Source organism: Ornithinimicrobium faecis (assembly GCF_023923225.1).
Taxonomy (GTDB): domain Bacteria; phylum Actinomycetota; class Actinomycetes; order Actinomycetales; family Dermatophilaceae; genus Ornithinicoccus; species Ornithinicoccus faecis.
Genome location: NZ_CP099489.1, coordinates 471,443 through 493,517, shown reverse-complemented (window position 1 = coordinate 493,517; position 22,075 = coordinate 471,443). Strand labels below are relative to the sequence as shown.

Genomic DNA, 22,075 nt, shown 5'->3' with positions numbered 1-22,075 from the left:
CGGGCGTCGGTCTCAGGGCGGGCGTCGATCTCAGGGCCGGGCGTCGTAGAGGCCCTTCAGCAGTCCGACGGCGACCTCGGTCACGCGGCGTGCCTCCTCCTCGGTGTCCACCTCGATGATCACGCGGCAGGCCTCGGCGATGACAGCGGTGAGTGACATCGTGACCAGGGCGTCTCCCCGGTTGTCGCCCAGGTCCAGCAACTTGGCGTTGCGCCGCAACCACCGGCTGTTGCCCTTGCGGCGCAACTTCTCATAGCCCGGCGGAGTGTCGCCGGAGTAGAACAGGCTCAGTCCGCGCCGACTTCCCCACGTGTGCAGGCAATAGGCGCGGGCGCCAGCGCAGAAGGCATCGATGGGCAGATCGTCCGGGTGCTCGGTCAGGTGGGCCTGGCTGGCCTCGTTGGCCACGCCTCCCATGGTCTGGGAGTAGTTCTCCCAGAGCGCCGTGAACAACTCGGCCTTGCCGCCAAAGTGGTGATAGATGCTGCCGACGCTGGAGCCGGACCGCTCGACGATGTCGGAGATGTTGGACTGCCAGTAGCCCAGATCGACGAAGACGTCCTCGGCTGCGGACAGAATGGTCCGCCGGGTGTCATTGGTCTTGCCCCACTGGCGAGTGCTTGCCGGGGCCGGCGTCTGGCCCGCTTCGTCTTCCTCATTCAAGATAGTCATGCAATGCCATCCTCTCCATTCACGGGTCTGGATTGGTGTCGGGCATCCCCGTTGTGGTGGCAACGGAGCCTAGCCCGAAACCGGCTTCCCTGACCGGTGGCATTTAACAGGGTAATGGGTGCGCAGGACCGTCGAACCCGCACTGCGGGTCCGACGGTCGCGAAAGATTCGGTCAGGCGGCCGCCTCGTTTCCGAGCACGAGGGTCGCTGCGCTCATAAACATTCCGCCGTTGCCCAGCACCAGGCTGGTGCTGACATCGGGCACCTGGGCAGCCGCCTCACCACGCAGTTGACGGACCGCCTCCTGGATCGCGAACATGCCATACATCCCGGTGTGGGTGTAGGACAGCCCTCCTCCGTTGGTATTCATCGGCAGCGATCCGCCGGGTGAGGTGTTGCCTTCGGCGACAAAGGCACCGGCCTCCCCACGCCCGACAAAGCCCATGTCCTCGAGCCCAAAGAGCGGCACGTGCGCAAAAGCGTCATAAATCATCAGGTGGTCGATATCGCTGGTCGTCATGCGCGCTTCCTGCAAGGCGTGCCGACTCGAGACCTCAAACTGCTCGCAGCGGGTCATATCCGCCATCTGCGAAATCATCGGTGTGGTCGCGCACTCACCGGTCCCCAGCACGGAGACCAGCGGGTGGTCGGTGCCGCGGGACTCGGCGAACTCGCGCGAGGTGACCACGAGGGCACCGCCCCCGTCCGTGACCAGGCAGCACATGAGCAGGGTGAGTGGGCTGGCGACCGGCCGGGAGTCGAGCACGTCCGAGACGGTGACCTCCTCCTGGAACATCGCTCGCGGGTTCTGCGAGGACCACCGCCGCTGGGCGACGGCCACCTCGGCGAGCTGCTCGATGGTCGTGCCGGTCTCCTTCATGAAGCGCATGACCGGCAGGCTGAAGGTCGTCGGCGGGCCGAGCACGCCGAACGGAAACTCGAACTGTCCCGAGAGGGAGTCCTTGGCCATCGCCCATGGCGGTGCCCCAACCCGGGAGCGGCCGGACTCTCCGTGGGTGACCAGGACGGCGTTGGCGTGACCGGCCCTGATGGCCGCGACCGCGTGACGCACGTGGAACAAGAACGACGCCCCGCCCACCGAGGTGGTGTCGACCCAGCGCGGGGTGATCCCCAGGGCGTGGGCGATCGTCACCGGCCCCGGCGCCGAGACGGAGGCGATCCCGTCGATGTCCTCGATGCCCAACCCGGCGTCACGCAGCGCGTTGCGGGCGGACTGCAGGTGCAGCTCGAGGGTGCTGATGTCGGGGAGCTTGCCGAGCTGATCGGTCTCGGCAGCGCCCATGATGACGACGTCGCTCATGCTGCCGCCTCACTGTCGGCGGGGCGGAAGACCGGCACCAAGACATCGTCGCCACGTGCCTCGAAGTCGACGACCAGGTCCATGTCCAGCTCGAGGTGCTCCGGGTCGGGCTCGACCCCGACCAGGTTGGTCATCATCCGTGGCCCCTCCTCGAGCTCGACCACCGCGATGACATAGGGCGGGGTGAAGCCCGGCGCCGGGCGGTGCGAGATGACGTAGGTGTGCAGCTGGGCCCGACCCGAGGCCGTCACCCACTTCACCTCCTCCGTGCCACAGACGGGGCAGCTGGTGCGCGGATAAAAATAGGTGTGCTGCTCGGGGACGCACTGCTGGATCCGCAGCTCCCTCGCCGCCGTGCCGTCCCAGTAGGGCTGGGTCTCCGGGGTGGCCTGTGGCACGAACTTGGGTGGTGTGCTCAACGATCAGTTCCTTTCAGTGATGTGGGCGAGCAGCGCGCTGACGGTCGCGGCGGCGGCGCGTTGCGTCTGCTCACCGCGGTCGCCATACATGGCTGCGACGATCTGGGCCTCGTCGAGACCGTTCTCGTGGTGGCCGCGCACCTCCGCGATGCGTCGCTGACGCGACTCCATCCGGCGCACCAGGTGGGTGCGCGGAGAGGTGATGACCGGCCCGTGCCCGGAGAGCAGGAGCCAGGAGTCGTCGACCAGGCCGGCCATCTTGTCCATCGACTCCAAGATGTCGGTGATCGTCCCGTCGGGGTGGTGGATGTAGGGGTTGACCCGAGCCATCGCACTGTCCCCGACAAAGGCGACCTTGTGGCGCGGCCACAGCAGCGTGATGCCGTCGCTGGTGTGGCCGGGGGTGCGATAGACGAGCAGCTCCTGGTCGCTGTTGGCACCGAAGGGCAGCGAGGCCCCGTCTGCACTGCCCCGCAGATCGGTGACACCGGCGACCCCGGTCAGCGCCGCCAACGCCTTGAGGCCGCCGGAGTGGTCCCAGTGCCCGTGCGAGATCACCAGGTGCTCCAGGCGCAACTCGCGCGCCCGGATCCAGTCGGCGACCGCCCGCTGGTGGGGCTCGTCCTCCGGCCCGGGGTCGATGACGATGGCGTGACCGGCGTCGGTGAGGACCCAGGTGTTCGTGCCCTCAAAGGTCCACGAGCTGGGGTTGTTGGCCAGGAAGAGCTGTATGCCGTTGCGCAGGGTGAGCGGGATGCCTGGCCTGGGTGGGGGGCTGCCTTCCAGCCAGAGCTGGCTGGTCGCCACCTCTTCCTGGGTGTCACTCACGGTGTCACTCACCACCATCGACCAGCCAGATGTCCATGTACTCGCGCGAGGAGTAGTCCGGGTGCGGGTAGTAACCCTGCACCGCACCGGAGAGCATCGTCTGACCGTCGTAGACATACAGACTCAGGGGCGCAGCGACCTCGGTGATGATGTAGCGCTGGATCTCCTGGAGCGCAGCGTCTCGCTCCGCGGCATCGGTGATCGTGCGCTGCTCCTTGATCATCTCGTCGAGCTTCGGGTCGTCCACACCGTTCCAGTTGCGTCCGCCGTCGGAGAGATACTCAGAGGTCAGGTATTCGTCGGCCGACAGCATCGGGGTCTGCAGGCCGTAGGCGATGGTGTAGTTCTCCTGGGCCCACGAGTCGCCGTAATAGGTGGCGTAGTCCTCCATCTTGATGTCGACGTCGATGCCGACCTCGGCCAGGTCCTGCTGGACCCACTGGGCCTCCTTGACCACGGTCCCGCCGTAGCCGTCGGTCACCTTCATCTCGGCCGAGAAGCCGTCGGGGAAACCGGCCTCAGCCAGCAGCTCCTTGGCCTGCTCGGGGTCGTAGGGCGTCAACTCGCCGACCTCTTCCGAGGTCAGGGCCCCCTCGAAGGACGGGGTCACCGGTCCGGTGAGGCTGCCACCCGCGCGCAGGCCCTCGATCATGCCCTCGCGGTCGATGGCCAGCGCCACGGCACGGCGGACGTTGAGGTCGTCGAACGGCTCCTCGTTGGTGTTGAGATAGATGCGGGTCTGGGTGGACCCACCCTCCTGGCGCAGGCGGAGGCCCTCGACCTGGGAGAGCAGGGTGTCGACCTGGCGGGCGTCGATGGACAGGCCGGCCATCAGGTCCAGCTTGCCGCTGCGCAGGGCGGCCTGCTGCGACTGGGCGTCCGGCATGATCGTGACGTGATAGCCGTCCAGATAGGGGCGGTCCTCGATGAAGTAGTCGGGGTTGGCGCTGAGGACCCGCTCGCGGTCCCGGGTCCAGCTGTCGAGCACGAAGGCACCGGTGCCGATGGCGTCGGTGTCGAGGTCGACGTCACCCTCCGTGGCCTCGCACGGCAGGATCACCAGGAACGGGTTGGCGAGCACCCGGTCGAAGTCGACGTTGGGCGACGCGAGCGAGAAGGTGACCGTGTAGTCGTCCGGCGCGGCGAGGTCCGTGACGTCGCTGATCAGGGTGAGCTGGTGACCGGGCAGGGTCTGGATGCGGTCGATGGTGCACAACACATCCGCGGAGGTGAACTCGCGGCCATTGACCGGCGGCTTGTTGTGGAACTTCACGCCCTCGCGCAGGTGGAAGGTCCACTCGGTGCTGTCCTCATTGGCCTCCCACTCCTCGGCGAGGTCGCCCTCAACCTCCGTGGTGCCGTATTCGACGTCCTCACCGGTCTTGAAGGCGGTCAGCCGGCTGTACACCGAGCCGATGGCGCCGTGCGTGTTGTAGGACGCCTCGCGGTGGGGGTCCAGCGAGCGCGCATCCGAGGGAGTGGCCATCTCCAGGATGCCACCGGGCACCGGGTCGCCGGCATCCTCCTCGGGCAGGTTGGCGCTGGCCGAGGAGCCGGCGTTGTCGTTGGCGCCACTCTGACCGCTCGCACCCCCAAAGCAGGCGCTGGTCGTGGCGACCACGGCGACACCCGCGATCAATAGTCGGGTCCTGCTGCGGGCTGTGCTCATCATTTCTCCTAGGAAAGGTGCCAGGGCGGCGAGGGATGAAACGGTGCTGACAGAGCTGTTCTGGGTGCCTCAGCGGCGTTGTTTGGGGTCGAGGAAGTCGCGCATCGCATCACCGAGCAGGTTGAACGCGAGGACGGAGACGGACAGGGCCAGGCCCGGATAGAAGGCGATCCACGGTGCGATCTCCAGGGAGGACGACCCCTCGCTGAGCATCCGCCCCCAGGACGGGGTCGGCGGCGGCGTGCCGATGCCGAGGAAGCTGAGGGCCGACTCGGCGATCATCATGCCCGCGAAGACCAGGGAGCCCAGCACAAACAGGGGCGCCATCAGGTTGGGCAGGCCATAACGCGACAGGATGCGCCACGGACTGCACCCGATGGCACGGGCGGCCTCGACGTAGGTCTCCTCACGGATGCGCAGCATCTCCCCGCGGGTGACTCGGTTGAACTGCGGGATGACCAACAGGCTGAGGGCAATCACCGTGTTGCGGATGCTCGGGCCGAGCAGCGCTGCGACAAAGAGCAGCAGGACGATCGACGGGATCGCCATCAGCGTGTCCATCACCCGCTGGATGATGGTGTCCACCCAACTGCCCCCCAGATAACCCGACAGGGTGCCCAGCAGGATGCCGACCACCCCACCCAGCCCCAGGGTGGCGACGGCGACCAACAAACTGGTGCGTGCGCCATACAGGGTCCTGCTCAGCACGTCCCGACCCAGGTCATCGGTGCCCATCAGGTGGTCCGGGCTGGGTGGCATCATGATGCTGCCCCGCTGTTGCTCCAGGGGGTCATAGGGCGCGAGCCAGGGACAGAGCGCGGCCATCGCCACGAAGGCCACGATGAGCACCAGTGCGGCCAACCCAAAGGGTTGCTGCCGGGCGAACCGGCGGAAGGCACGCCGCCTGGGTGGCCGCTCCACGGGTGGCGGGATGGTCCCGTCGGCGATGACGGCATCGTGCGCCTCGGTGGCATCGGATTGCTGAACGATCGACATGGCGGAGATCTCCTCAGGAGTATCGGATGCGAGGGTCGATGACGGCGTAGACAAGGTCCACCAGCAGGTTGACCAGGATGAAGACGGCGCCATAGAAGATGACGCAGCCCAGGACGACCGGATAGTCACGCATCTGGACCGAGGTGAAGATCAGCGATCCCATGCCCGGGATCGAGAAGATCGACTCCAGAATCACCGTCCCGCCCAGGATGTGACCGACCTGCAGACCGAGCAGGGTGAAGACCGGCAGGATCGAGTTGCGACCGGCGTGCTTGAGGATGACCAGCCCCTCGGATGCTCCGCGGGAGCGGACGGTGCGCACAAAGTTGGACTGGGTCACCTCGAGCATCGAGGAGCGCAGCATCCGCGAGACCGCCGCCATCGCGGAGGTGCCGAGCGCCAGCGCCGGGATGATCATGATCGACAAGTTGGTCGAGAGGTCCTGCCAGGGCGTGGCATAGACCAGCGGTTGGGACCAGCCGAACCAGATCGACAGATAGGTGATCAGCAGCAGCGCCAGCCAGAAGTTCGGCACCGAGATGCCGGCGACCGACACCAACCGCAGCGACTGGTCCAGCACGGAGTTGCTGCGCATCGCCGAGATGACACCGAGCGGGACGCCCAGCAGGACGCTGAAGATGATGGCCAGAGCGCCGAGCTCCAGGGTGGCCGGCAGCCGCTCGACGATCATCTCGGTGACCGGCAGCCGCGTCTCAAAGGACGTGCCCAGGTCACCGGTCAGTGCCCCGGACATGAAGGAGAAGAACTGGGTGAACACGGGTTGGTCGAGGCCGAGCTCGGCGGCGAGGGCGTCGACCTGTGCCTGGGTCACCCCGGGGGCGTCGGCCAGCTGCAGGCGCACCACGTCGCCGGGGATGAGGCGCAGCACGACAAAGACAAACGTGGTGACCATCAACAGCACGAGCAGCCCATAGAGCGTGCGTCGGATCGAATAGCCGATCATGCGGAGGCCTCCGGGCGGTAGAGGTGGCAGGCCGTCAGTGAGCCGTCGCGCTCGTGCAGCTGCGGCTCCTCCTGCTCGCAGAGGTCGAACTTCAGCGGGCAGCGGGTGTGGAAGCGGCAACCGGCGGGCGGCTTGCTCGGGTTGGGGATCTCGCCCTGCAGCGGGATGCGCTCGACGCGGCTGGAGCTGGCGGTCACCGCCGGAATGGAGCGGATCAGCGCCTGGGTGTAGGGGTGCAGCGGGTCGGCCATGATCCGGTCGCTCCCGCCCACCTCGGCGAGCTTGCCGAGATACATCACGCAGACCCGGTCCGAGATATAGCGGACCACGTTGAGGTCGTGGGCGATGAACAGATAGCTGATGCCCTGCTCCTGCTGGATCGACTTGAGCAGGTTGAGCACCTGCGCCTGGATCGACACGTCGAGGGCGCTGACCGCCTCGTCACAGACCAGCAGGTCCGGGTCGGTGGTCAGGGCGCGGGCGATGCCGATGCGCTGGGCCTGACCGCCGGAGAACTGGTGCGGATACTTCGCCAGGGCGCTGGAGGCGAGACCGACCTGGTCCAGGAGCTCGGCGCAGCGGCGCTTGCGCTCGGCGGGGGTCCCAATGCCGTGCACGACCATCGGCTCCATGAGGAGGTCCTCGATCGTCATCCGCGGGTTGAACGAGCTCACCGGGTCCTGAAAGATCAGCTGCATCCGCCGCCGCAACGGCTTGACCTGCGACTGCCGTGCCGTCGTGATGTCCTGACCGTCAAAGGTCACCGTGCCGCTGGTGGGGTCGAGCAGGCGCAGCACGAGCCGCCCCAGGGTCGACTTGCCCGAGCCCGACTCACCGACCAGCCCGAGGGTCTCACCGCGACCGATCGAGAACGAGACGCCGTCGACCGCCCGCACCGGAGGAGACTCCTTGCGGAACAGCCCACCCCCGACGGGGAAGTGCTTGACCAGGTCAGTGACCTCGAGCAGCGGGGCGACGCCCTGCCGATCGGTGGCACTGTCGGCCGTGGCTGACAAGGTCATGCCGGGCTCCCTTCGAGGACGACGGACGCGCGGTCATCGGCGGCCAGCCAGCAGGCGGCCGAGTGCTCTGCCGTGATGGCCACGGGCGGCGGCTGCTCCTCGCAGGCGTCGTGCGCCAGCGGACAGCGGGCCGCGAAACGGCAGCCGGACGGCATCTCGTGCAGGGCGGGCACGTTGCCCGCGATGGCCGGCATCGGCTCGTCACGCGGTGTGGTCGGCCGCGGGATCGCCTGGAGCAGAGCCTGGGTGTAGGGGTGGCGCGGGTTCTGCAGGATGTCGTCAACGCTCCCCTGCTCGGCGACCCGCCCGGCATAGAAGACGACGACCCGGTCGGCCATCTCGGCGACCACGCCCATGTCGTGGGTGATCAGCATCAGGCTGACGTTCTTGTCGCGCTGCAGGTCCCGCAGCAGGGCCAGCACCTGCGCCTCGACCGTGACGTCGAGCGCCGTCGTCGGCTCGTCGGCGATGAGCAGGCGCGGGGAGCAGGCCAGGGCGATGGCGATCATCACGCGCTGCCGCTGGCCACCGGACATCTCGTGCGGATAGGCGTCCACCTTGGAGTCGGGGTCGGGGATCCCGACCATGCCCAGCAGCTCGATGGCCTGGGTGCGCGCCTCACGACGGCTCATGCGCCGGTGCAGGCGCAGCGTCTCGCAGAGCTGGTTGCCGATGGTGTAGAGCGGGTCGAGCGAGGTCATCGGGTCCTGGAAGATCATCGCGATGTCGTTGCCGCGGATCGCCCGGAAGTTCTTGGGCTTAGCCGTCGCCAGGTCGGTGAGGCCGTCCCACATGATGCGTCCGCCGCTGACCCGACCGTTGCCCAGCAGACCCATGATCCCCAGTGCCGTCACGCTCTTGCCGGAGCCGGACTCGCCGACCACGGCGACAACCTCGCCCTCACGCACGGTGAAATCCACCCCACTGAGCGCCTCCAGCATGCCGTCGCCGGTGCGAAACTCCACTGACAAGTCCTGCACGTCCAACAGGACGCGTCCGTTCTCGTTCACCACTGCGGTGCCTCCACTCTGAGGTCATGGGCGACTCCTTGGAGCCCTCGTCAAAAATGTGACGTGACCCATATTCCGAAGCCGGTCCTAGAATGACACTCTAGGATGGACAGCGAGTCTAGCCGGGACGGATCGGCTGTCAAGGCTTTGAACCAAACCTTTAACTCCAGCGGGGCTGTCTCGGCCAGAGCCGGGTGCCGCCTGGCTGGTTGACACCTGAGAAGGGACGCAACAGATGCACATCGTTGTCTGTGTCAAGCACGTGCCGGACGCACAGTCCGACCGGAGTTTCGAGCCCGACCACACGACCGACCGGGAGGCCGTGGACGGCCTGCTCTCCGAGCTGGATGAGTATGCCGTGGAGACGGCCCTGTCTGTGAGCGAGGCGGGGGACGGTGGTGAGGTGAGCGTCCTGACCATCGGTCCGGACGACGCCGCCGACGCGATCAAGAAGGCCCTGCAGATGGGCGCCGACAGGGGCGTGCACATCCTGGACGACGCGATCGCCGGATCCGACGCCCCCGCGACCTCGCTGATCCTGGCCGAGGCCATCAAGAAGATTGGTCCGGTCGATCTGGTGATCACCGGCATGGCCTCCACCGACGGCACGATGGGGGTGCTGCCCGCGATGTTGGCGGAGCGACTCGGACTCCCCCAGGCCACGCACGCCTCCGAACTGACCCTGAGCGACAGTGGGGTCCAGATCCGTCGGGACGGCGACACCGCGAGCGAGACCATCGAGGCCTCGCTGCCCGCCGTGGTGTCGGTGACCGACCGGATCAACGAGCCTCGTTATCCCTCCTTCAAGGGGATCATGGCCGCCAAGAAGAAGCCGGTGGACACCTGGTCCCTGGCCGACCTCGGCGTCGACGCCGGCCAGGTCGGGATCGACGCCGCCTGGACCCGGGTGCTCGAGGTCTCGGCCCGCCCGCCCCGCGCCGCCGGACAGGTCGTCACCGACGAGGGCGAGGGCGGCACAGCCCTGGCCCAGTTCCTGGCGACCCACAAGTTCGCCTGACCCACGGCATACACCCGACAGACAAGGAGAGTCCTGATGACTGAAGTTCTGGTGCTGGTCGACCACGTCGACGGCGCAGTGCGCAAGACCACCGGTGAGCTGCTCACGGCAGCGCGCCGCCTCGGTGAGCCGTCGGCCGTCTTCGTGGGGTCCGGTTTCGACTCCGCCCGCGAGGACCTGGCGCGCTTCGGCGCGGTCAAGGTCTATCGGATCGAGGACCCAGCGGTGACCGACCACCTGGTGGCCCCCACGGCCGAGATCCTGGCGCAGCTCGTGTCCCACACCAGCCCCGCCGCGGTGCTGATCCCGTCCACCGCCGAGGGCAAGGAGATTGCGGCCCGGCTGGCGATCAAGACCGAGTCCGGCCTGATCACCGACGCCATCGACGTGCAGGCAGGCGGTGACGGTGTGCAGACGCTGCAGTCCGCCTTCGCCGCCTCCTTCACAGTCACCTCCACGGTGACCCGTGGAACGCCGATCATCACGGTAAAGCCCAACTCCGTTGCCGCCGAGGAGATCTCGGCTCCTGCTGCGGACGACGTCGTGACGATCTCGCTGTCCGAGCAGGCCACCGCCGCGAAGATCGTGGACCGCAAGGAGAAGGCCGCTTCCGGTCGCCCGCAGCTGACCGAGGCCGCGATCGTGGTCTCTGGTGGTCGTGGCACCGGCGGTGACTTCAACCCGGTCGAGGCGTTCGCTGACTCTCTCGGTGCAGCCGTTGGTGCCTCCCGCGCCGCCGTCGACGCCGGGTGGTATCCGCACGCCAACCAGGTCGGACAGACCGGCGTGCAGGTCTCCCCTCAGCTCTATGTCGCCGCCGGCATCTCCGGTGCCATCCAGCACCGCGCCGGCATGCAGACCTCCAAGACGATCGTCGCGGTCAACAAGGACCCCGAGGCCCCAATCTTCGAGCTGGTCGACTACGGCATCGTCGGCGACCTCTTCGCGGTCCTGCCCCAGGCGACCGAGGCCGTGATCGCGCGGAAGAGTTGACCCAGCCCGCCCCTGCGCCAGACACCCGCGGGCTCCGAGCCATCGTCACGACGGACTCCCTGGCGTCGGGTCCCCCGGCTTCCGTGGCGGCGGCGGGGTCACCGGAGGGGTCGCTGGCGACGTTGCCGGACACGACGGCCCGGACCGAGAACTGGATCCTCGCCCTCGTCACCCTGACGGTGCTGATGGTGTCGTCGTCGGGGACGATCCTGAGCATCGCGGTCCCGGTCGTGGTGCGGCAGTTCGAGGCGAGCGCGCTGGCCTCGACCTGGCTGCTGTTGGCGCCCGGCCTGGTCAGCACGGTCCTGTTGGTGACCTTCGGGCGGCTCGCGGACACCTTCGGTCGGCGCAGCATGTTCCAGGCCGGGCTGATCCTGTTCGGCGTCAGTGCGGTGCTGATCGGTTTCGCCCCGTCGGTCGAGGTCGTCCTGGCCCTGCTGGCGCTGCAGGCGGTGGCGGACGCCATGTTGTTGTGCAACACGGGAGCGATCGTCGCCTCGGTGTTCACCGGCGCCCGGCTGAACTTTGCGATGGGGATCTATCTCGCCGGGGTCTCGGTGGCGCAGCTGCTCGGGCCGGTGCTCGGCGGTTTCGCGGCCGACGTCATGGGCTGGCGCTGGATCTTCTGGATCCAGGTCCCCCTGTGTGTTGTGTGCGTGGTGCTCGGTGCCTTCCTGCTGGGCAAACTGCCTCCCCGAGCTCCCCGCGAGGGCCGGATCGACCTGCTCGGGGCGTTCGCGATCCTGGTCTTCCTCGCCTCACTGCTGATCGCTCTCTCCTTTGTCCAGAACGAGGGCTTCCTGCACGTCAGCGTGTTGGCCGGGCTGGCCGTGGCCCTGGCCGTCGTGCCGGTCCTGGTCTGGGTCGAGCGCCGGGCGGTCGACCCCATCCTGCCGATCGCGTTGTTCGGCAACGCCCAGTTCCGCCTGGCCAACCTGGCTGGCCTGGTCGCGGTCATGCCCCGCTTCACGGCCGCGATCCTCGTGGGCCTGTACTTCCAGGTCGTCATGGGCGACTCGCCAGTGGACGCGGGACTGAAGATCATCCCCCTCGCGGTCGGCGTCACGATCGGCTCGGTCGTGGCCAGCCGGTGTGCCATGGCGCTCGGGGACCGGCGAGCTGCCGTGTTCAGCGTCGTCCCCACCATCCTGGCGCTGCTCGCACTGCTGCCGACCCTGCTCTTCGAGCTCGACTACGCCACCGTCGTCGTGCCCCTGCTGGTGCTCGGCCTGGGCATCGGTGTCTTCTCCACACTCAACTCGGCAATGATCATCGGCTGCGCCCCGCAGAGCGAGGTCGGCGTCGTCAACGGCGTCCGGCTCACGGTGATGGGCATCGGCGGCTCGGTCGCCACCGCGGTCAGCCTGTTCCTGGCAACCAGCCTGCTGCCAGCGCACGCGCGATCATCGTTCTATGAGGCGACGCTGGGCAGTGAGCACTTCGACAATCTCAAGCTGGGTTTCGTGGCGGTTTTCGTCATGATGATCGTCACCAGCGCACTGAGCGCGGTGTTCACCGCCCGGATCACGGACGAGGACCGGGTCCCAGCAGAGGTGGAGACATGATCAGGATCGAAGAAGCCACCACGGTGCACACGGACTAGTTTGGTCAGCATGACCATCACCTTCGAGGCACAGACGCAGCGCATCGGCGACCGGCTCATCGTGCCGTTGCCGCAGGAGGCCAGCCAGGAGTTGCCCTCTCGCGGTCAGGTCGCGGTCGAGGCCGAGCTCAACGGCCACAGCCGCACGATGGTGCTCGAGCCAGACGGTCGCAAGGGCCACTGGGTCGCGGTCGACGAGGCACTCCAGGAGGCCCTGTCCCTGACCGACGGCGCCAGCGTCACCGGTCAGCTCACGCCGACCAAGGCCTGGCCCGAGCCACAGCTGCCCAGCGACCTCGACGCTGCCCTGGCCGATGCCCCCGAGCTCGCCGAGACGTGGGCCAGCCTGACCCCGATGGCCCGCTGGGAGTGGGTGCGCTGGGTCCAGTCGACCCGCAGCCCGCAGACGCGCGAGCGCCGCGTCGAGGTCACCATCTCCAAGTTGGAGGACGGCAAGCGACGCCCCTGCTGCTTCGACCTCTCCTCCTGCACCGACCCTGAGCTCTCCAGGAGCGGCAAGCTCATCGAGGTCGGGTGACCAGCTGGCAGGCGCGCGCAGTCTCGCTCTATCTGCGCGCCACCCGCAAGCGCAGGTATCGCACCACTGAGCGCCACGTGTGCTCAGGGAACGGTGATCTGCACCGTGCGCACCGGGTTGTCGAACTCCGATGTCCGCAGCGACACGTGAACCGTCCACTCCCCGTTCGTCGGCAGCACGATGTCGCCGGAGTAAACACCCGGAGCGCGGGAGCGGACCACCACCTCCCCGAGATTGACAGCAGGCGAGGAAACGCTAAGCCGAGGCGTCTCATATCCCTCGGCGGGAGCACCGGAGGCGTCGGTCATCTCGATGGTCAGGGTGTTTGGTCCAACCGCGGCCGGGGCCAGCACGATGTCCGCGGCGATCGCCTCGAGCTGGACGCTCTGCCTGACCTCGGATGACTGGTCCTCCGACGCGGCCGTGAGCTCGGCCTGCGGGCTGCGGTCCACCAGCACGGCGGTGACGAGGAGGACTACCACCAGGATGGCGGCCTCGGCGGCAGTGGCCCGCACCAGCGCGGAGGCGCTCGCCTGCCGGTCCTTGCGCTGGGTGGCCGCGCGCAGCCTCGGCAGCAAGACCCGGCGGTTCCACGCGCCGATGGCCACCGCCACCAGGGCCACGATCACCTTGATGAGCAGGACCGTGCCATAGCTGGTGTCCATGAGCGCCTGCACCGAGCCGGCGATCCACCAGGCCTGCAGGAGACCCACCACGACCAGCACCGCGAGCACCCAGGCCGCGCCCGCAGAGAACCGGGCGATCACCACCGCACCGGAGTCACCCCGGGCGGCCAGGTCGCCAAGCACGAGGACGATCGAGACGAGTCCGCCCAGCCAGACTGCGGCGGCCACGAGGTGGAGCACGTCGGCGCCGATGGCCAGCACCTCGGGGGAAGCCGCGCGCGTGTGACCCGTCAGCGCGGGTGCGGCGAGCGCTAACGCGCAAGCGGCCAGCACCAGGGCGGCGCGCCGGCGACCGGGCGCCGCGGCGCTCGGCACCTGCGCCGCGGCCAGCGCGAGGCCAACGACGACAGCCGACGGTACGGCATACTCCCACGCGGCGAGAGCCGCCCAGGTTGAGGCGTCCGCGAGCGCCGAGGCCGGCACTCCGAGCTGATAGATTGCCACGAGTGGGACGGCCGCCCACCAGCCGACCGCGGCCACGACCACCGCCGCGCGGACGAGACGGCGCAACCTGCCCCGGGCGGCATCGGCGGCACGCTCCCGAGGGAGGAAGAGGACGCTGAAGGCGGCGACGCCGGCGCCGACGAGCAGCCCGAGGTAGCCCAACCAGCGCATCGCTGTGAGCAGCACGGGAGGCTGCGCGTCGACGTCCGCGGCGGCGGCGCCCGGAATGTCCACCACATCGCTGGGACCACCGACGCTGAAGCGCAGCGAGCCGCCGATCGGGTGACCATCGCGGGAGACGAGCCGCCACACCACGACGAGGGTGCCCTCGCCCACCTCCTCGCCCAGGTCGACAAAGAGCTGTGAGCCGGTCACGGTCGAGGTGGAGGCCACCTCGGCCCCGGTGGCATCGAAGACGGTGGTGCCCGACGGCACACCGATCACCGACTCGTTGAAGGTGAAGGTGATCCGCTCCGGCGCGACGTCGAGCACGGCGCCCTCAGTCGGGTCCGACCCGATCAGGGTCGCGTGGGCGGAGGCGGCGGGGACCATGCCGAGGAGGAGCACCACCAGGCAACTGAGCACCGCGACGAGACGGAGCTTCGCCTGCCCGAGGGGCACGGCGGACGTCATGAGCGACGGCGGCGGATCAGCAGGAGGAGGCCCGCTGCCGCGCCACCCACGACCAAGGCGCCGGCGGCAAGCGCCCAGACCGGGGCGCCGTCAGCCGGTGCTTCCTCGATCGCAGCGGCACTGGCCTCACGCGTGGACTCGGCCGAGGGGGCCTCGACGGTCGCGGTCGCTGCGCGCGAGTCGGTTTGCGGGGCTGAGTCGGGCTTCGCAGGTGAATCGGCTTGCGGGGCTGAGTCGGTCTGCGCAGGTGAATCGGCTTGCGCGACTGAGTCGGTCTGTGCGGGTGCGTCCACCTCTGCCGTCGGGTCGGTCACCGGTGAGTCACTGGCCGCGGGCGTTCCGGTCACCACGATGAGGGGAGCCGGTCGAGCCAACGCCTCCCGGCTCGCGTCATCCTCGGCGACCTCGGTCCAGGCCTCCTCGCCCACGTCGCAGCGCTGCACCACTGGGAAGACGAGCACCTCGCCCGGCTCGTCGGGCAGTCGGATCGAGAACTCCACGGTGGCGTGCTCGTGGTCCGGGACCGGCTCGTCAGCGTGGAAGGTCACACCGTCCACCGCGGCCGAGGCCGACCAGCCGTCGGACTCCGCGACCTCGAGGTCGCTGACACCCTCCGGCATCCTGATGGACAGCTCGGTGGTGCCGGACCCCTCACACCCGTGCGGCACCGCCACAGTGACCCGGGCGTGGGCTCCGGCCTCGGTCGTCGACGGGTCCAGGGTCACGTGCGCCGCAGCCGAGGTGGCGGCGGCCAGGACCAGGCCAGCAGCCAGCAACCCCGCCAGACCCCCGGACAAGGCCACCCGCTGAGCAACCTGTGGACGGCGCATGACTGCTCCTCAGAAGACGACGATGGTTCTCTGCATCGTTTCAGCCTGTAGAACTGTTGTCAAGGATGTGAACGTCAATTAACGTGGTCCCAGATTGCAGGACTGCGGTCACATACATGAACCCTTAGGCGACGGGGTCACCCGTGCGCCACCACCCCCGAAGGAGCCCCACATGCCCAACATCACCGTCGAACTACTCAAGGGTCGGTCGCTGGAGCAGCGGCGCGAATTTGCGCAGGCCGTCGCAGACAGCGCCGTCGAGATCCTCGGCGCGCGTCGTCAGGATGTCCGCATGGTCTTCACCGAGATCACGGCCGACACCGTCGCCAACGGTGGCGTCCTCGCCAGTGAGGACGGGAGCCGAGCCGGCGTGGTCTCGGCGCTGGCCGACGGCTGAGCTCGGCCGGCAGGACGACTGCGCAGCACCAGCCGTCGACGCGAGCACACCACGGCGCGGGCCCGGAGGATTCCTCTTCCGGGCCCGCGTCATGTGCGTGACCCTCAGGTCAGGTGACTCGGAGGGTCACGGTCCTCACCGCCTCTTCCACCAGATCACTGCCTAGATAGGTCGTGGTCATCGTCAGCCGATTGAAGTTGGGCACCCTGGGCAGCTCGAACGTGGCCAGACCGTTGCTGATCGTCGTGGTCATCGTCTCGCCGCGTTCGATCTCCACGCGCACCTCGCCATCCACCGGCACCTCGTTCGGCGCGGACAGTGCCACCGTGACCAGGACTGCCCGGCTGTTCTCTTGCCGGACCGCCGTGACCTCCATGGTCGGCAGCGCCTTGAGCACCTCGACCCTGACAACCGACGACGAGGGCTGGTGGTCGCCGTCACCGAGGTAGTTCAGCGACAGGTCGTGAACAGCCGGTGGGAGCGAGCCAGCCGCTAGCACCAGCGTGGCCTGCCCCTGAGCCACCGTGGCCGAGGTGAGCACCGTGTCACCGTTGCGCAGTTCGACCTCCCCGGTCGCCGTGACCGGGGACACCGCCACCGACACCGTGACTGCCGTGCCGTATGCCGTGGGCTGGGCGACGCCAGCCACGGCACTGGTCCTCGGTGACTTGACGGTGATGGTCACCGTGGCCGGCGCCGAAGAGGCCAGCCCGTCGTGGGCCCGGTAGGTGAACACGTCCTTGCCTGCGAACCCCTCGACGGAGGTGTAGGTGAAGGACCCATCCTCGGCCAGTGCCACCTCGCCGTTGGCCGGCTGTGTGACGCTCGTCGCGGTCAAGACGTTGCCGTCGGCGTCCGTGTCGTTCGCCAACACACCGGGTGCCGGCAGGGTCAGCGGTTCACCTCCGACCGCGTCGTAGGCATCGTCAGCGGCCACCGGTGCCGTGTTGTCCGGCGGCTGCTCAGCCGGCTCCACGGTGATGGTGACGGTCGTCGCGGCCGAGGTCGCGGTCCCGTCACTGGCCCGGTACGTGAAGCTGTCAACACCGACGAAACCGTCGGCAGGCGTGTAACTGAAGGAACCATCGGCGGCGAGGGTGACCTCGCCGTGAGCAGGTTGCGTGAGGTCCGTGGCCGTCAGGCTGTCGCCGTCGGCATCGGTGTCGTTGGCCAGCACGCCAGGAGCCTCCACCGTGAGGACCTCGCCCTCCACGGCTCCGTAGGCGTCGGCTGCGCCGACCGGCGCCGCATTCGGTTCACCCTCGAACAGCTCGAGGACGTCCTCAGCAGTCAATTCGTAACCGTAGATCCGGAAGTCGTCGACCTGCTCCGTCGGTCGAGGGTCGTTCCAACTGGTGTTGCCGATGAAGTTGGCGGTGGTGCCGCCCTCACCGATGTCACCGATCGAGACCGGGATGTTGTCCCGGACGCCACCGGGCATCAGCTCGCCGTTGAAGTAGATCTTGCCCGTGGTGCCGCTGCCGGTCGGCGAGGGGCCAAGGGTGACGACGACATGCGTCCACTCCTCGAGCGGCAGATCGGTGGTCCCGGGCAACTGGATCCGGAACTCCTCACCACCATCCTTGCGGAGCGTGACAGCGAAGCCACGCTCGCCGTTGATCGTCTCCGACTGGAGCAGCAGGAACTCCTGGGTGCTCTTGCCGATCTGGACGTGGGTCGTCCAGTTGGGCAGTGTCGTCGGCCGGATCCACGTCGAGAGGGTGACTTCCTCCGTCATGCCGTCGGTGATGTTGTCGGGCAGCGCGACGTGCCCGGAGCCGGGCAGGTCGACACCCGCACCGTGGTGGGCACTCGGCACCCACCCTGCGTTGCCCTGCAGTGTGGCCGGGCCGACCGACGGGTCGGCGCCCGTGTTGGCCGCCGTGGTGCCCTGGCCCTCGTCGAAGGTGTAGTGGATGGGAACTCCCTCCCCGACGGGAGGTCGCTCCACGGTGTGGGTGATGGTCGCGGCAGAGTCACGCCAGCCCTCGTCGGCCAGGAACCGGACCTCGATCTCGTGGGCCCTGGGGGTCAGCACGACCTCGGGAAAGGCGACCCCATCGGAGGTGACCTCGAGCTGCCCGCCCACTCGGGCGCCGTCGACCCAGAGCTCGGCGACGCCGGTCGGGGCTTCTCCACTGGGTGCCGTGACGGTCGCCGAGACCGTGATCGGCTCACCGAAGGGCGACGGTGAGGGCGGCGTGACCTCGATCGCTACTTCTGTCTCGAGGGCCGCACCGTCGGCATAGAGACCGGCGATGGCACTCCCGGGCAGCGCCGAGGTGTAGACGCGCAGGTCGTCCATCAGCCCGTTGAAGGCGGGGTCCGGGTAGCCGTTGCGCCCCAGCCAGTTGTTCGCCGTCGGACCGATGTCGGCCATCGTGATCGTCAGGTCGGTGCGCTGGGCAATCTGCTCTCCGTTGAGATAGAGCGTGCCCGTGGCCCCCGTCCTGGTGAAGGCCACATGGTTCCACTGGTCGGCGACGACATCCTTCGTCGGCGTCGCATAGACCCGTTCCTGGGTGGTGCTGCCCTTCTGCTTGAAGGTGGCAGCCAAACCGGTGCCACCGGGGGCGGCCTCGGTCTGCATCTGGACTTGGAAGAAGCTCCCGGCGTCACCGAGGCCGTCACCGATGTGGAACAGGCCGATCCAGTTCGCCATCGCTTCGGGGCGCACCCAGAACGAGGTGGTGAAGTCCGTCTCGTCCCGGAGCAGGTTGTCCGGCAGGTCCACCGCGTTGTCGTTGCTCCCGCCGGGCAGGTCCACGGCGCTGCCGAAGACGCCCTCTGGGCTCCAGCCGGTCGTGCCCGTGAGGGTGGCGGCGCCGACGCCGGCGTGGGTGCCGGTGTTGGCTGCCGAGCCTCCCTCGCCCTCGTCGAACTGATAGTGGCCCGGGACGTCAGCGGTGCCGGCCTGCGTCCCGACGATCACCAGATCGTCGAGCATGATGCCGGCCCCGGACGAGCCAGCGCTCAGTGTCAGCTCCTGCGCCCGCCCCTGCGCCGTGAAGGTCCCGACGTAGGTGCCAAACGGGTCCTGCGAGGACAGGGTCGTGGGCGCAGACAGATCGGCACTGAGATCGCCGATCGACAGTTGCGCGGTGCCAGGTGCCGTTCCGGCGGAACGGCTGTCCCTGGCGTAGCGCACGGAGATGCGGTATTCACTGCCCTCGTCCAGGTTCTTGACGGTGCGCGTCAGGCTCCCGTCCGTGCCCAGCCCCAGGTGGTAGCCGGTGAGTCCGAGCCCACCCTGGCTGGCATGGGCACCACGGACCAATTGGACCTGAGTGTCCACCTCCCAGGGCGACATACGACCGTTGCCCGGGTCAACGTCGACGATCGCCGGCGGGTTGGCGGACCGCCACTCCACCGGCAGCCGCGGGTACTCGAACTGGTCGACCACCGTCGGCGCCGGGGAGTCCATCTCCACCGTCGGGTCAATCTGGACGATCTCGGCGACCGACGGTGTGCCCTCGGCGTCGAAGGCGAAGACCATGTAGGCACCGGGAGGTGCATACGTGCCATCGAGCGGGGTCTGAATGGTGAGGGTCCCACCCTCCTGGCTGAAGGCCAGGTCCTGGAAGTTCTGGTCGTTGTTGAAGCCGTGGGTCACCGAGCCGTTGCGGACCAGCGTGACTCGAGAGATCTCGCTGTCGGACTGCGCCGTGAACGCGCCGTCGTAGCCGATCTCCGCCGGCACCTCGGTGATCTCGGGACGCGCTGCCAGCTCGTCACCGTCGAAGAGATAGGCCGGGGCGTAGAACTCGACGTCGGTGTAGTTGCGCGGCCCCGGGGTGCCTCCGCCGCCGACCATGATCCGACCGTCCGGGAGCAGCAATGCCACCGAGTGGTAGAGACGGGCGTGCTCGTGCGGCACCTCCACCTCGGTCCACTCTCCAGTGTCCGGGTTCCAGATCTCGGCGTTGGTCACATAGCCACCGTTGCCGTTGTTCTCCCGGCTGCCCCCGGTGACTATGACGTTCCCGTCGGGCATCACGGTCGAGGTGGCCCAGTGGCGGGAGTGCGTCATCGGCTCCGTGGCCGCGATGACGGGCTCCTCGGTGCCTTCGGTGATGTCGACCGTGAAGCCGGCCTTGGCCCCGTCGGGGCCTCCGCCATTAGCCCACCATCCGCCGCCGACCTGCAGGATCTGTCCCGGGCGGTACATCGTGGCGGTCGAGGTTGCGCCGACGGGGTTGCCGTCATCGCCCTGCTCGGCGATGTCGGCCGGCAGCGTCCCGCGCAGGGTCAGCGTGCCATCGCCCGAGGGGTCGAGGTCATACATCTGGGTGCCGGTGATGTTGAAGACCGTCCCGTCACCGCCGGGGGCGACGAAGGCGCGGGGATACCACCAGCGGTTCTCGTCGGGAGTGCCCGAGCCGCCGTCACCGTAGGCCTCGACGCTGGTCGCATCGGTCAGCAGCCGCCACGAGTTGCCCTCTGCGGGCGTGTAGAGCTCCGGGGTGAGCACCCCGGGACCACCGGGGCCACCCTTGAGGCTGCCGCCCTGCACGACGACCGAGCCGTCGGGCAGCGTCGTCCCGGTCGGATACCACCGCGGATAGTTCATCGGAGCCTCGTTGCGCAGGCCCTGGTTGGTCGAGTAGCTGGTCACACCGATGGCGGCGTCGTTCGGGGCGTTGCCCCCCAGCCCGTCGTCTCCCCCGACGGTCATGGTGCTGCGCAGATGAGGCATCTGGACCTGCATCGCGCAGAAGAGGTCCGTGTAGGTCGTATTCGGGAGCACGCCCGCGAGGACGTTGTGGGCCGTGCGAGCCACCTCAGGATCCCACACGTCGATCTCCATCTGGCCGCCCTGGGTCACACACGAGTTGCCGCTGAAGTCGTAGGGGGTCTCGTCGGTGCACCCCGAGGAGACGCTCCCGAAGGACTGGACCATGCCGTCGGAGGTCAGGGCTGCGTTGATCGGCACCAACGGCCACGGCGTGACGCCGCTCCACTCGCCCTGCTCTTCCTTCACCGGTGGGGAGCAGTCGGCCTCGAGCAGGCCCGCCGAGTAGGCGAGGCCATGCTTCATCATGGTCCGGATCGAGGCCTCGGAGTAGGCCGTCCCCTCGTGTCCCATCGCGGAGTACCAGGAGCGTCCAGCGTCGATCTCCTGACACCAGGTGATCGGGTGGGTGGTGCCGTTGGCACCCATGCCGTATGACGTCTCGTCGACCTCGAGCAGCGTGCGCACGTTGGGTGCGGGGTTGACTAGCCAGTCGTACCACTCGTCGCTGCGGATAAAGTCTGCCGGCAGGCCCTCGGTCAGCGGGCTGTCGGGGTCGGAGACCACGACGCGGCCCGGTCGGACGGCCGGGTTCTCCGGGTGGCCCTCGGAGACCGCGCCCACCAGGCGGGCGTAGAAGGGGTTGACGTCATGCTCGCTCTGACCCACGGACCACCCGGCGTAGTGCTGGCCCATGTAGCCGCCACCGTCGCGGATGTAGGCCTCCAGAGCTGCCCGCTGCGCCTCATTGAAGAGCACGCCTCCGGTCTGCATGAAGGCCACAGCGTCCTTGGTCGCCAGGTTCTCGGTGGTGAAGGCCGCGGGGTCGTCGGTCTCCTCGATGTCCACCGGCTGGTCATATTCCTCACCCAGCTGGGTCGCGAGGTCCCGGACGGCCTGCCGGGCCTCCACGTGGGAGGCGTGGAAGTTCGGCTTGTAGAACAACAGAATCCGGAGCGTGCCGTCATCGACGGAGCCCGCCGCGGCGGGAACGACGCCGGCGACGGGGGGTGCCGCCTGCGCTGCTCCCCCCAGGACAGGAACGACAAGCGCCAGCGCGGCCACCAGAGCCACGAGGTGCGTTGCGGCACGATTCAGGCGCGTGGACGGGTGCCGACGGACAGACCGACGTAGCAGGTTCATCATTGATCCCTAGGGCTCGGCGAACAGAGCTCGGCGGGCGGCAGGTGCGGTCGGCGCTCCTCGAGGTGCTCCGATCGTAGGGGCTTCGGTTGACCAGAATCAAGAACTTCGTCCGGATCCATGAACAATCTTTACTCTTAGTTCATGAATAAGAACA

17 protein-coding genes are annotated in these 22,075 nt (G+C 68.2%); 5 read left to right on the top strand and 12 right to left on the bottom strand.

Annotation, left to right across the window (positions count from 1 at the left end):
* Positions 1 to 30 precede the first annotated feature (30 nt).
* From NF556_RS02240 to NF556_RS02200, 9 genes are all read right to left on the bottom strand, one after another.
* Entirely contained in the window at positions 31 to 672 is a 642-nt protein-coding gene (locus NF556_RS02240; RefSeq protein ID WP_252593882.1) for a TetR/AcrR family transcriptional regulator, read from the bottom strand.
* A 172-nt stretch (positions 673 to 844) separates the two neighbouring features.
* Positions 845 to 1,993, bottom strand: coding sequence for a thiolase C-terminal domain-containing protein (locus tag NF556_RS02235; RefSeq protein ID WP_252593881.1), 1,149 nt, complete (start codon positions 1,991 to 1,993; stop codon positions 845 to 847).
* Positions 1,990 to 2,412: a Zn-ribbon domain-containing OB-fold protein gene (locus NF556_RS02230; protein ID WP_252593880.1), complete on the bottom strand. Its 423-nt coding sequence runs from the start codon at positions 2,410 to 2,412 to the stop codon at positions 1,990 to 1,992. Before NF556_RS02230 ends, NF556_RS02235 begins: the two co-directional genes overlap by 4 nt.
* A gap of 3 nt (positions 2,413 to 2,415) precedes the next feature.
* Positions 2,416 to 3,240: an MBL fold metallo-hydrolase gene (locus NF556_RS02225; RefSeq protein WP_252593879.1), complete on the bottom strand. Its 825-nt coding sequence runs from the start codon at positions 3,238 to 3,240 to the stop codon at positions 2,416 to 2,418.
* A gap of 4 nt (positions 3,241 to 3,244) precedes the next feature.
* Positions 3,245 to 4,909, bottom strand: a complete 1,665-nt coding sequence (locus NF556_RS02220) for an ABC transporter substrate-binding protein (protein WP_252593878.1) — start codon at positions 4,907 to 4,909, stop codon at positions 3,245 to 3,247.
* A gap of 69 nt (positions 4,910 to 4,978) precedes the next feature.
* Positions 4,979 to 5,905 (bottom strand): ABC transporter permease, encoded by a 927-nt coding sequence (locus NF556_RS02215; RefSeq protein ID WP_252593877.1) that lies wholly within the window; start codon positions 5,903 to 5,905, stop codon positions 4,979 to 4,981.
* Between the two features lie 13 nt (positions 5,906 to 5,918).
* Positions 5,919 to 6,869, bottom strand: a complete 951-nt coding sequence (locus tag NF556_RS02210) for an ABC transporter permease (protein ID WP_252593876.1) — start codon at positions 6,867 to 6,869, stop codon at positions 5,919 to 5,921.
* On the bottom strand, positions 6,866 to 7,891 hold the full coding sequence (locus tag NF556_RS02205) for an ABC transporter ATP-binding protein (protein WP_252593875.1): 1,026 nt from the start codon (positions 7,889 to 7,891) through the stop codon (positions 6,866 to 6,868). The genes NF556_RS02210 and NF556_RS02205 overlap by 4 nt, the downstream gene beginning before the upstream one ends.
* Positions 7,888 to 8,901, bottom strand: a complete 1,014-nt coding sequence (locus NF556_RS02200) for an ABC transporter ATP-binding protein (RefSeq protein ID WP_252593874.1) — start codon at positions 8,899 to 8,901, stop codon at positions 7,888 to 7,890. Before NF556_RS02200 ends, NF556_RS02205 begins: the two co-directional genes overlap by 4 nt.
* A 235-nt stretch (positions 8,902 to 9,136) precedes the next feature.
* Between NF556_RS02200 and NF556_RS02195 the strand changes: the two genes are divergently transcribed.
* The 4 genes from NF556_RS02195 to NF556_RS02180 are packed head-to-tail and all read left to right on the top strand — an operon-like array spanning position 9,137 to position 13,053.
* Complete coding sequence (locus NF556_RS02195) at positions 9,137 to 9,919, top strand: electron transfer flavoprotein subunit beta/FixA family protein (RefSeq protein WP_252593873.1); 783 nt, start codon at positions 9,137 to 9,139, stop codon at positions 9,917 to 9,919.
* A gap of 36 nt (positions 9,920 to 9,955) precedes the next feature.
* A complete protein-coding gene (locus tag NF556_RS02190; RefSeq protein ID WP_252593872.1) occupies positions 9,956 to 10,912 on the top strand; it encodes an electron transfer flavoprotein subunit alpha/FixB family protein in 957 nt (318 codons plus the stop codon).
* A complete protein-coding gene (locus tag NF556_RS02185) occupies positions 10,909 to 12,477 on the top strand; it encodes an MFS transporter (protein ID WP_252593871.1) in 1,569 nt (522 codons plus the stop codon). The genes NF556_RS02190 and NF556_RS02185 overlap by 4 nt, the downstream gene beginning before the upstream one ends.
* 48 nt (positions 12,478 to 12,525) lie before the next feature.
* Positions 12,526 to 13,053, top strand: a complete 528-nt coding sequence (locus NF556_RS02180) for a YdeI/OmpD-associated family protein (protein WP_252593857.1) — start codon at positions 12,526 to 12,528, stop codon at positions 13,051 to 13,053.
* A gap of 83 nt (positions 13,054 to 13,136) precedes the next feature.
* Here NF556_RS02180 and NF556_RS02175 read toward each other — a convergent pair whose 3' ends face one another.
* Both NF556_RS02175 and NF556_RS02170 read right to left on the bottom strand, forming a co-directional pair.
* Entirely contained in the window at positions 13,137 to 14,816 is a 1,680-nt protein-coding gene (locus tag NF556_RS02175; RefSeq protein WP_252593870.1) for a copper resistance CopC/CopD family protein, read from the bottom strand.
* Positions 14,813 to 15,646: a DUF1775 domain-containing protein gene (locus NF556_RS02170; protein WP_252593869.1), complete on the bottom strand. Its 834-nt coding sequence runs from the start codon at positions 15,644 to 15,646 to the stop codon at positions 14,813 to 14,815. The genes NF556_RS02175 and NF556_RS02170 overlap by 4 nt, the downstream gene beginning before the upstream one ends.
* Before the next feature lie 172 nt (positions 15,647 to 15,818).
* Here NF556_RS02170 and NF556_RS02165 point away from each other — a divergent pair, with 172 nt between their 5' ends.
* Complete coding sequence (locus tag NF556_RS02165; protein ID WP_252593868.1) at positions 15,819 to 16,043, top strand: tautomerase family protein; 225 nt, start codon at positions 15,819 to 15,821, stop codon at positions 16,041 to 16,043.
* A 109-nt stretch (positions 16,044 to 16,152) separates the two neighbouring features.
* Here NF556_RS02165 and NF556_RS02160 read toward each other — a convergent pair whose 3' ends face one another.
* Positions 16,153 to 21,918 (bottom strand): LamG-like jellyroll fold domain-containing protein, encoded by a 5,766-nt coding sequence (locus NF556_RS02160; RefSeq protein WP_252593867.1) that lies wholly within the window; start codon positions 21,916 to 21,918, stop codon positions 16,153 to 16,155.
* Positions 21,919 to 22,075: the final 157 nt, after the last annotated feature.

What these genes read in the sequence shown, in the direction of transcription:
- NF556_RS02240 (WP_252593882.1), bottom strand. Translation starts at nt 672, where the DNA reads ATGACTATCTTGAATGAGGAAGACGAAGCGGGCCAGACGCCGGCCCCG.
- NF556_RS02235 (WP_252593881.1), bottom strand. Translation starts at nt 1,993, where the DNA reads ATGAGCGACGTCGTCATCATGGGCGCTGCCGAGACCGATCAGCTCGGC.
- NF556_RS02220 (WP_252593878.1), bottom strand. Translation starts at nt 4,909, where the DNA reads ATGAGCACAGCCCGCAGCAGGACCCGACTATTGATCGCGGGTGTCGCC.
- NF556_RS02215 (WP_252593877.1), bottom strand. Translation starts at nt 5,905, where the DNA reads ATGTCGATCGTTCAGCAATCCGATGCCACCGAGGCGCACGATGCCGTC.
- NF556_RS02210 (WP_252593876.1), bottom strand. Translation starts at nt 6,869, where the DNA reads ATGATCGGCTATTCGATCCGACGCACGCTCTATGGGCTGCTCGTGCTG.
- NF556_RS02205 (WP_252593875.1), bottom strand. Translation starts at nt 7,891, where the DNA reads ATGACCTTGTCAGCCACGGCCGACAGTGCCACCGATCGGCAGGGCGTC.
- NF556_RS02195 (WP_252593873.1), top strand. Translation starts at nt 9,137, where the DNA reads ATGCACATCGTTGTCTGTGTCAAGCACGTGCCGGACGCACAGTCCGAC.
- NF556_RS02190 (WP_252593872.1), top strand. Translation starts at nt 9,956, where the DNA reads ATGACTGAAGTTCTGGTGCTGGTCGACCACGTCGACGGCGCAGTGCGC.
- NF556_RS02180 (WP_252593857.1), top strand. Translation starts at nt 12,526, where the DNA reads ATGACCATCACCTTCGAGGCACAGACGCAGCGCATCGGCGACCGGCTC.
- NF556_RS02175 (WP_252593870.1), bottom strand. Translation starts at nt 14,816, where the DNA reads ATGACGTCCGCCGTGCCCCTCGGGCAGGCGAAGCTCCGTCTCGTCGCG.
- NF556_RS02170 (WP_252593869.1), bottom strand. Translation starts at nt 15,646, where the DNA reads ATGCGCCGTCCACAGGTTGCTCAGCGGGTGGCCTTGTCCGGGGGTCTG.
- NF556_RS02165 (WP_252593868.1), top strand. Translation starts at nt 15,819, where the DNA reads ATGCCCAACATCACCGTCGAACTACTCAAGGGTCGGTCGCTGGAGCAG.
- NF556_RS02160 (WP_252593867.1), bottom strand. Translation starts at nt 21,918, where the DNA reads ATGAACCTGCTACGTCGGTCTGTCCGTCGGCACCCGTCCACGCGCCTG.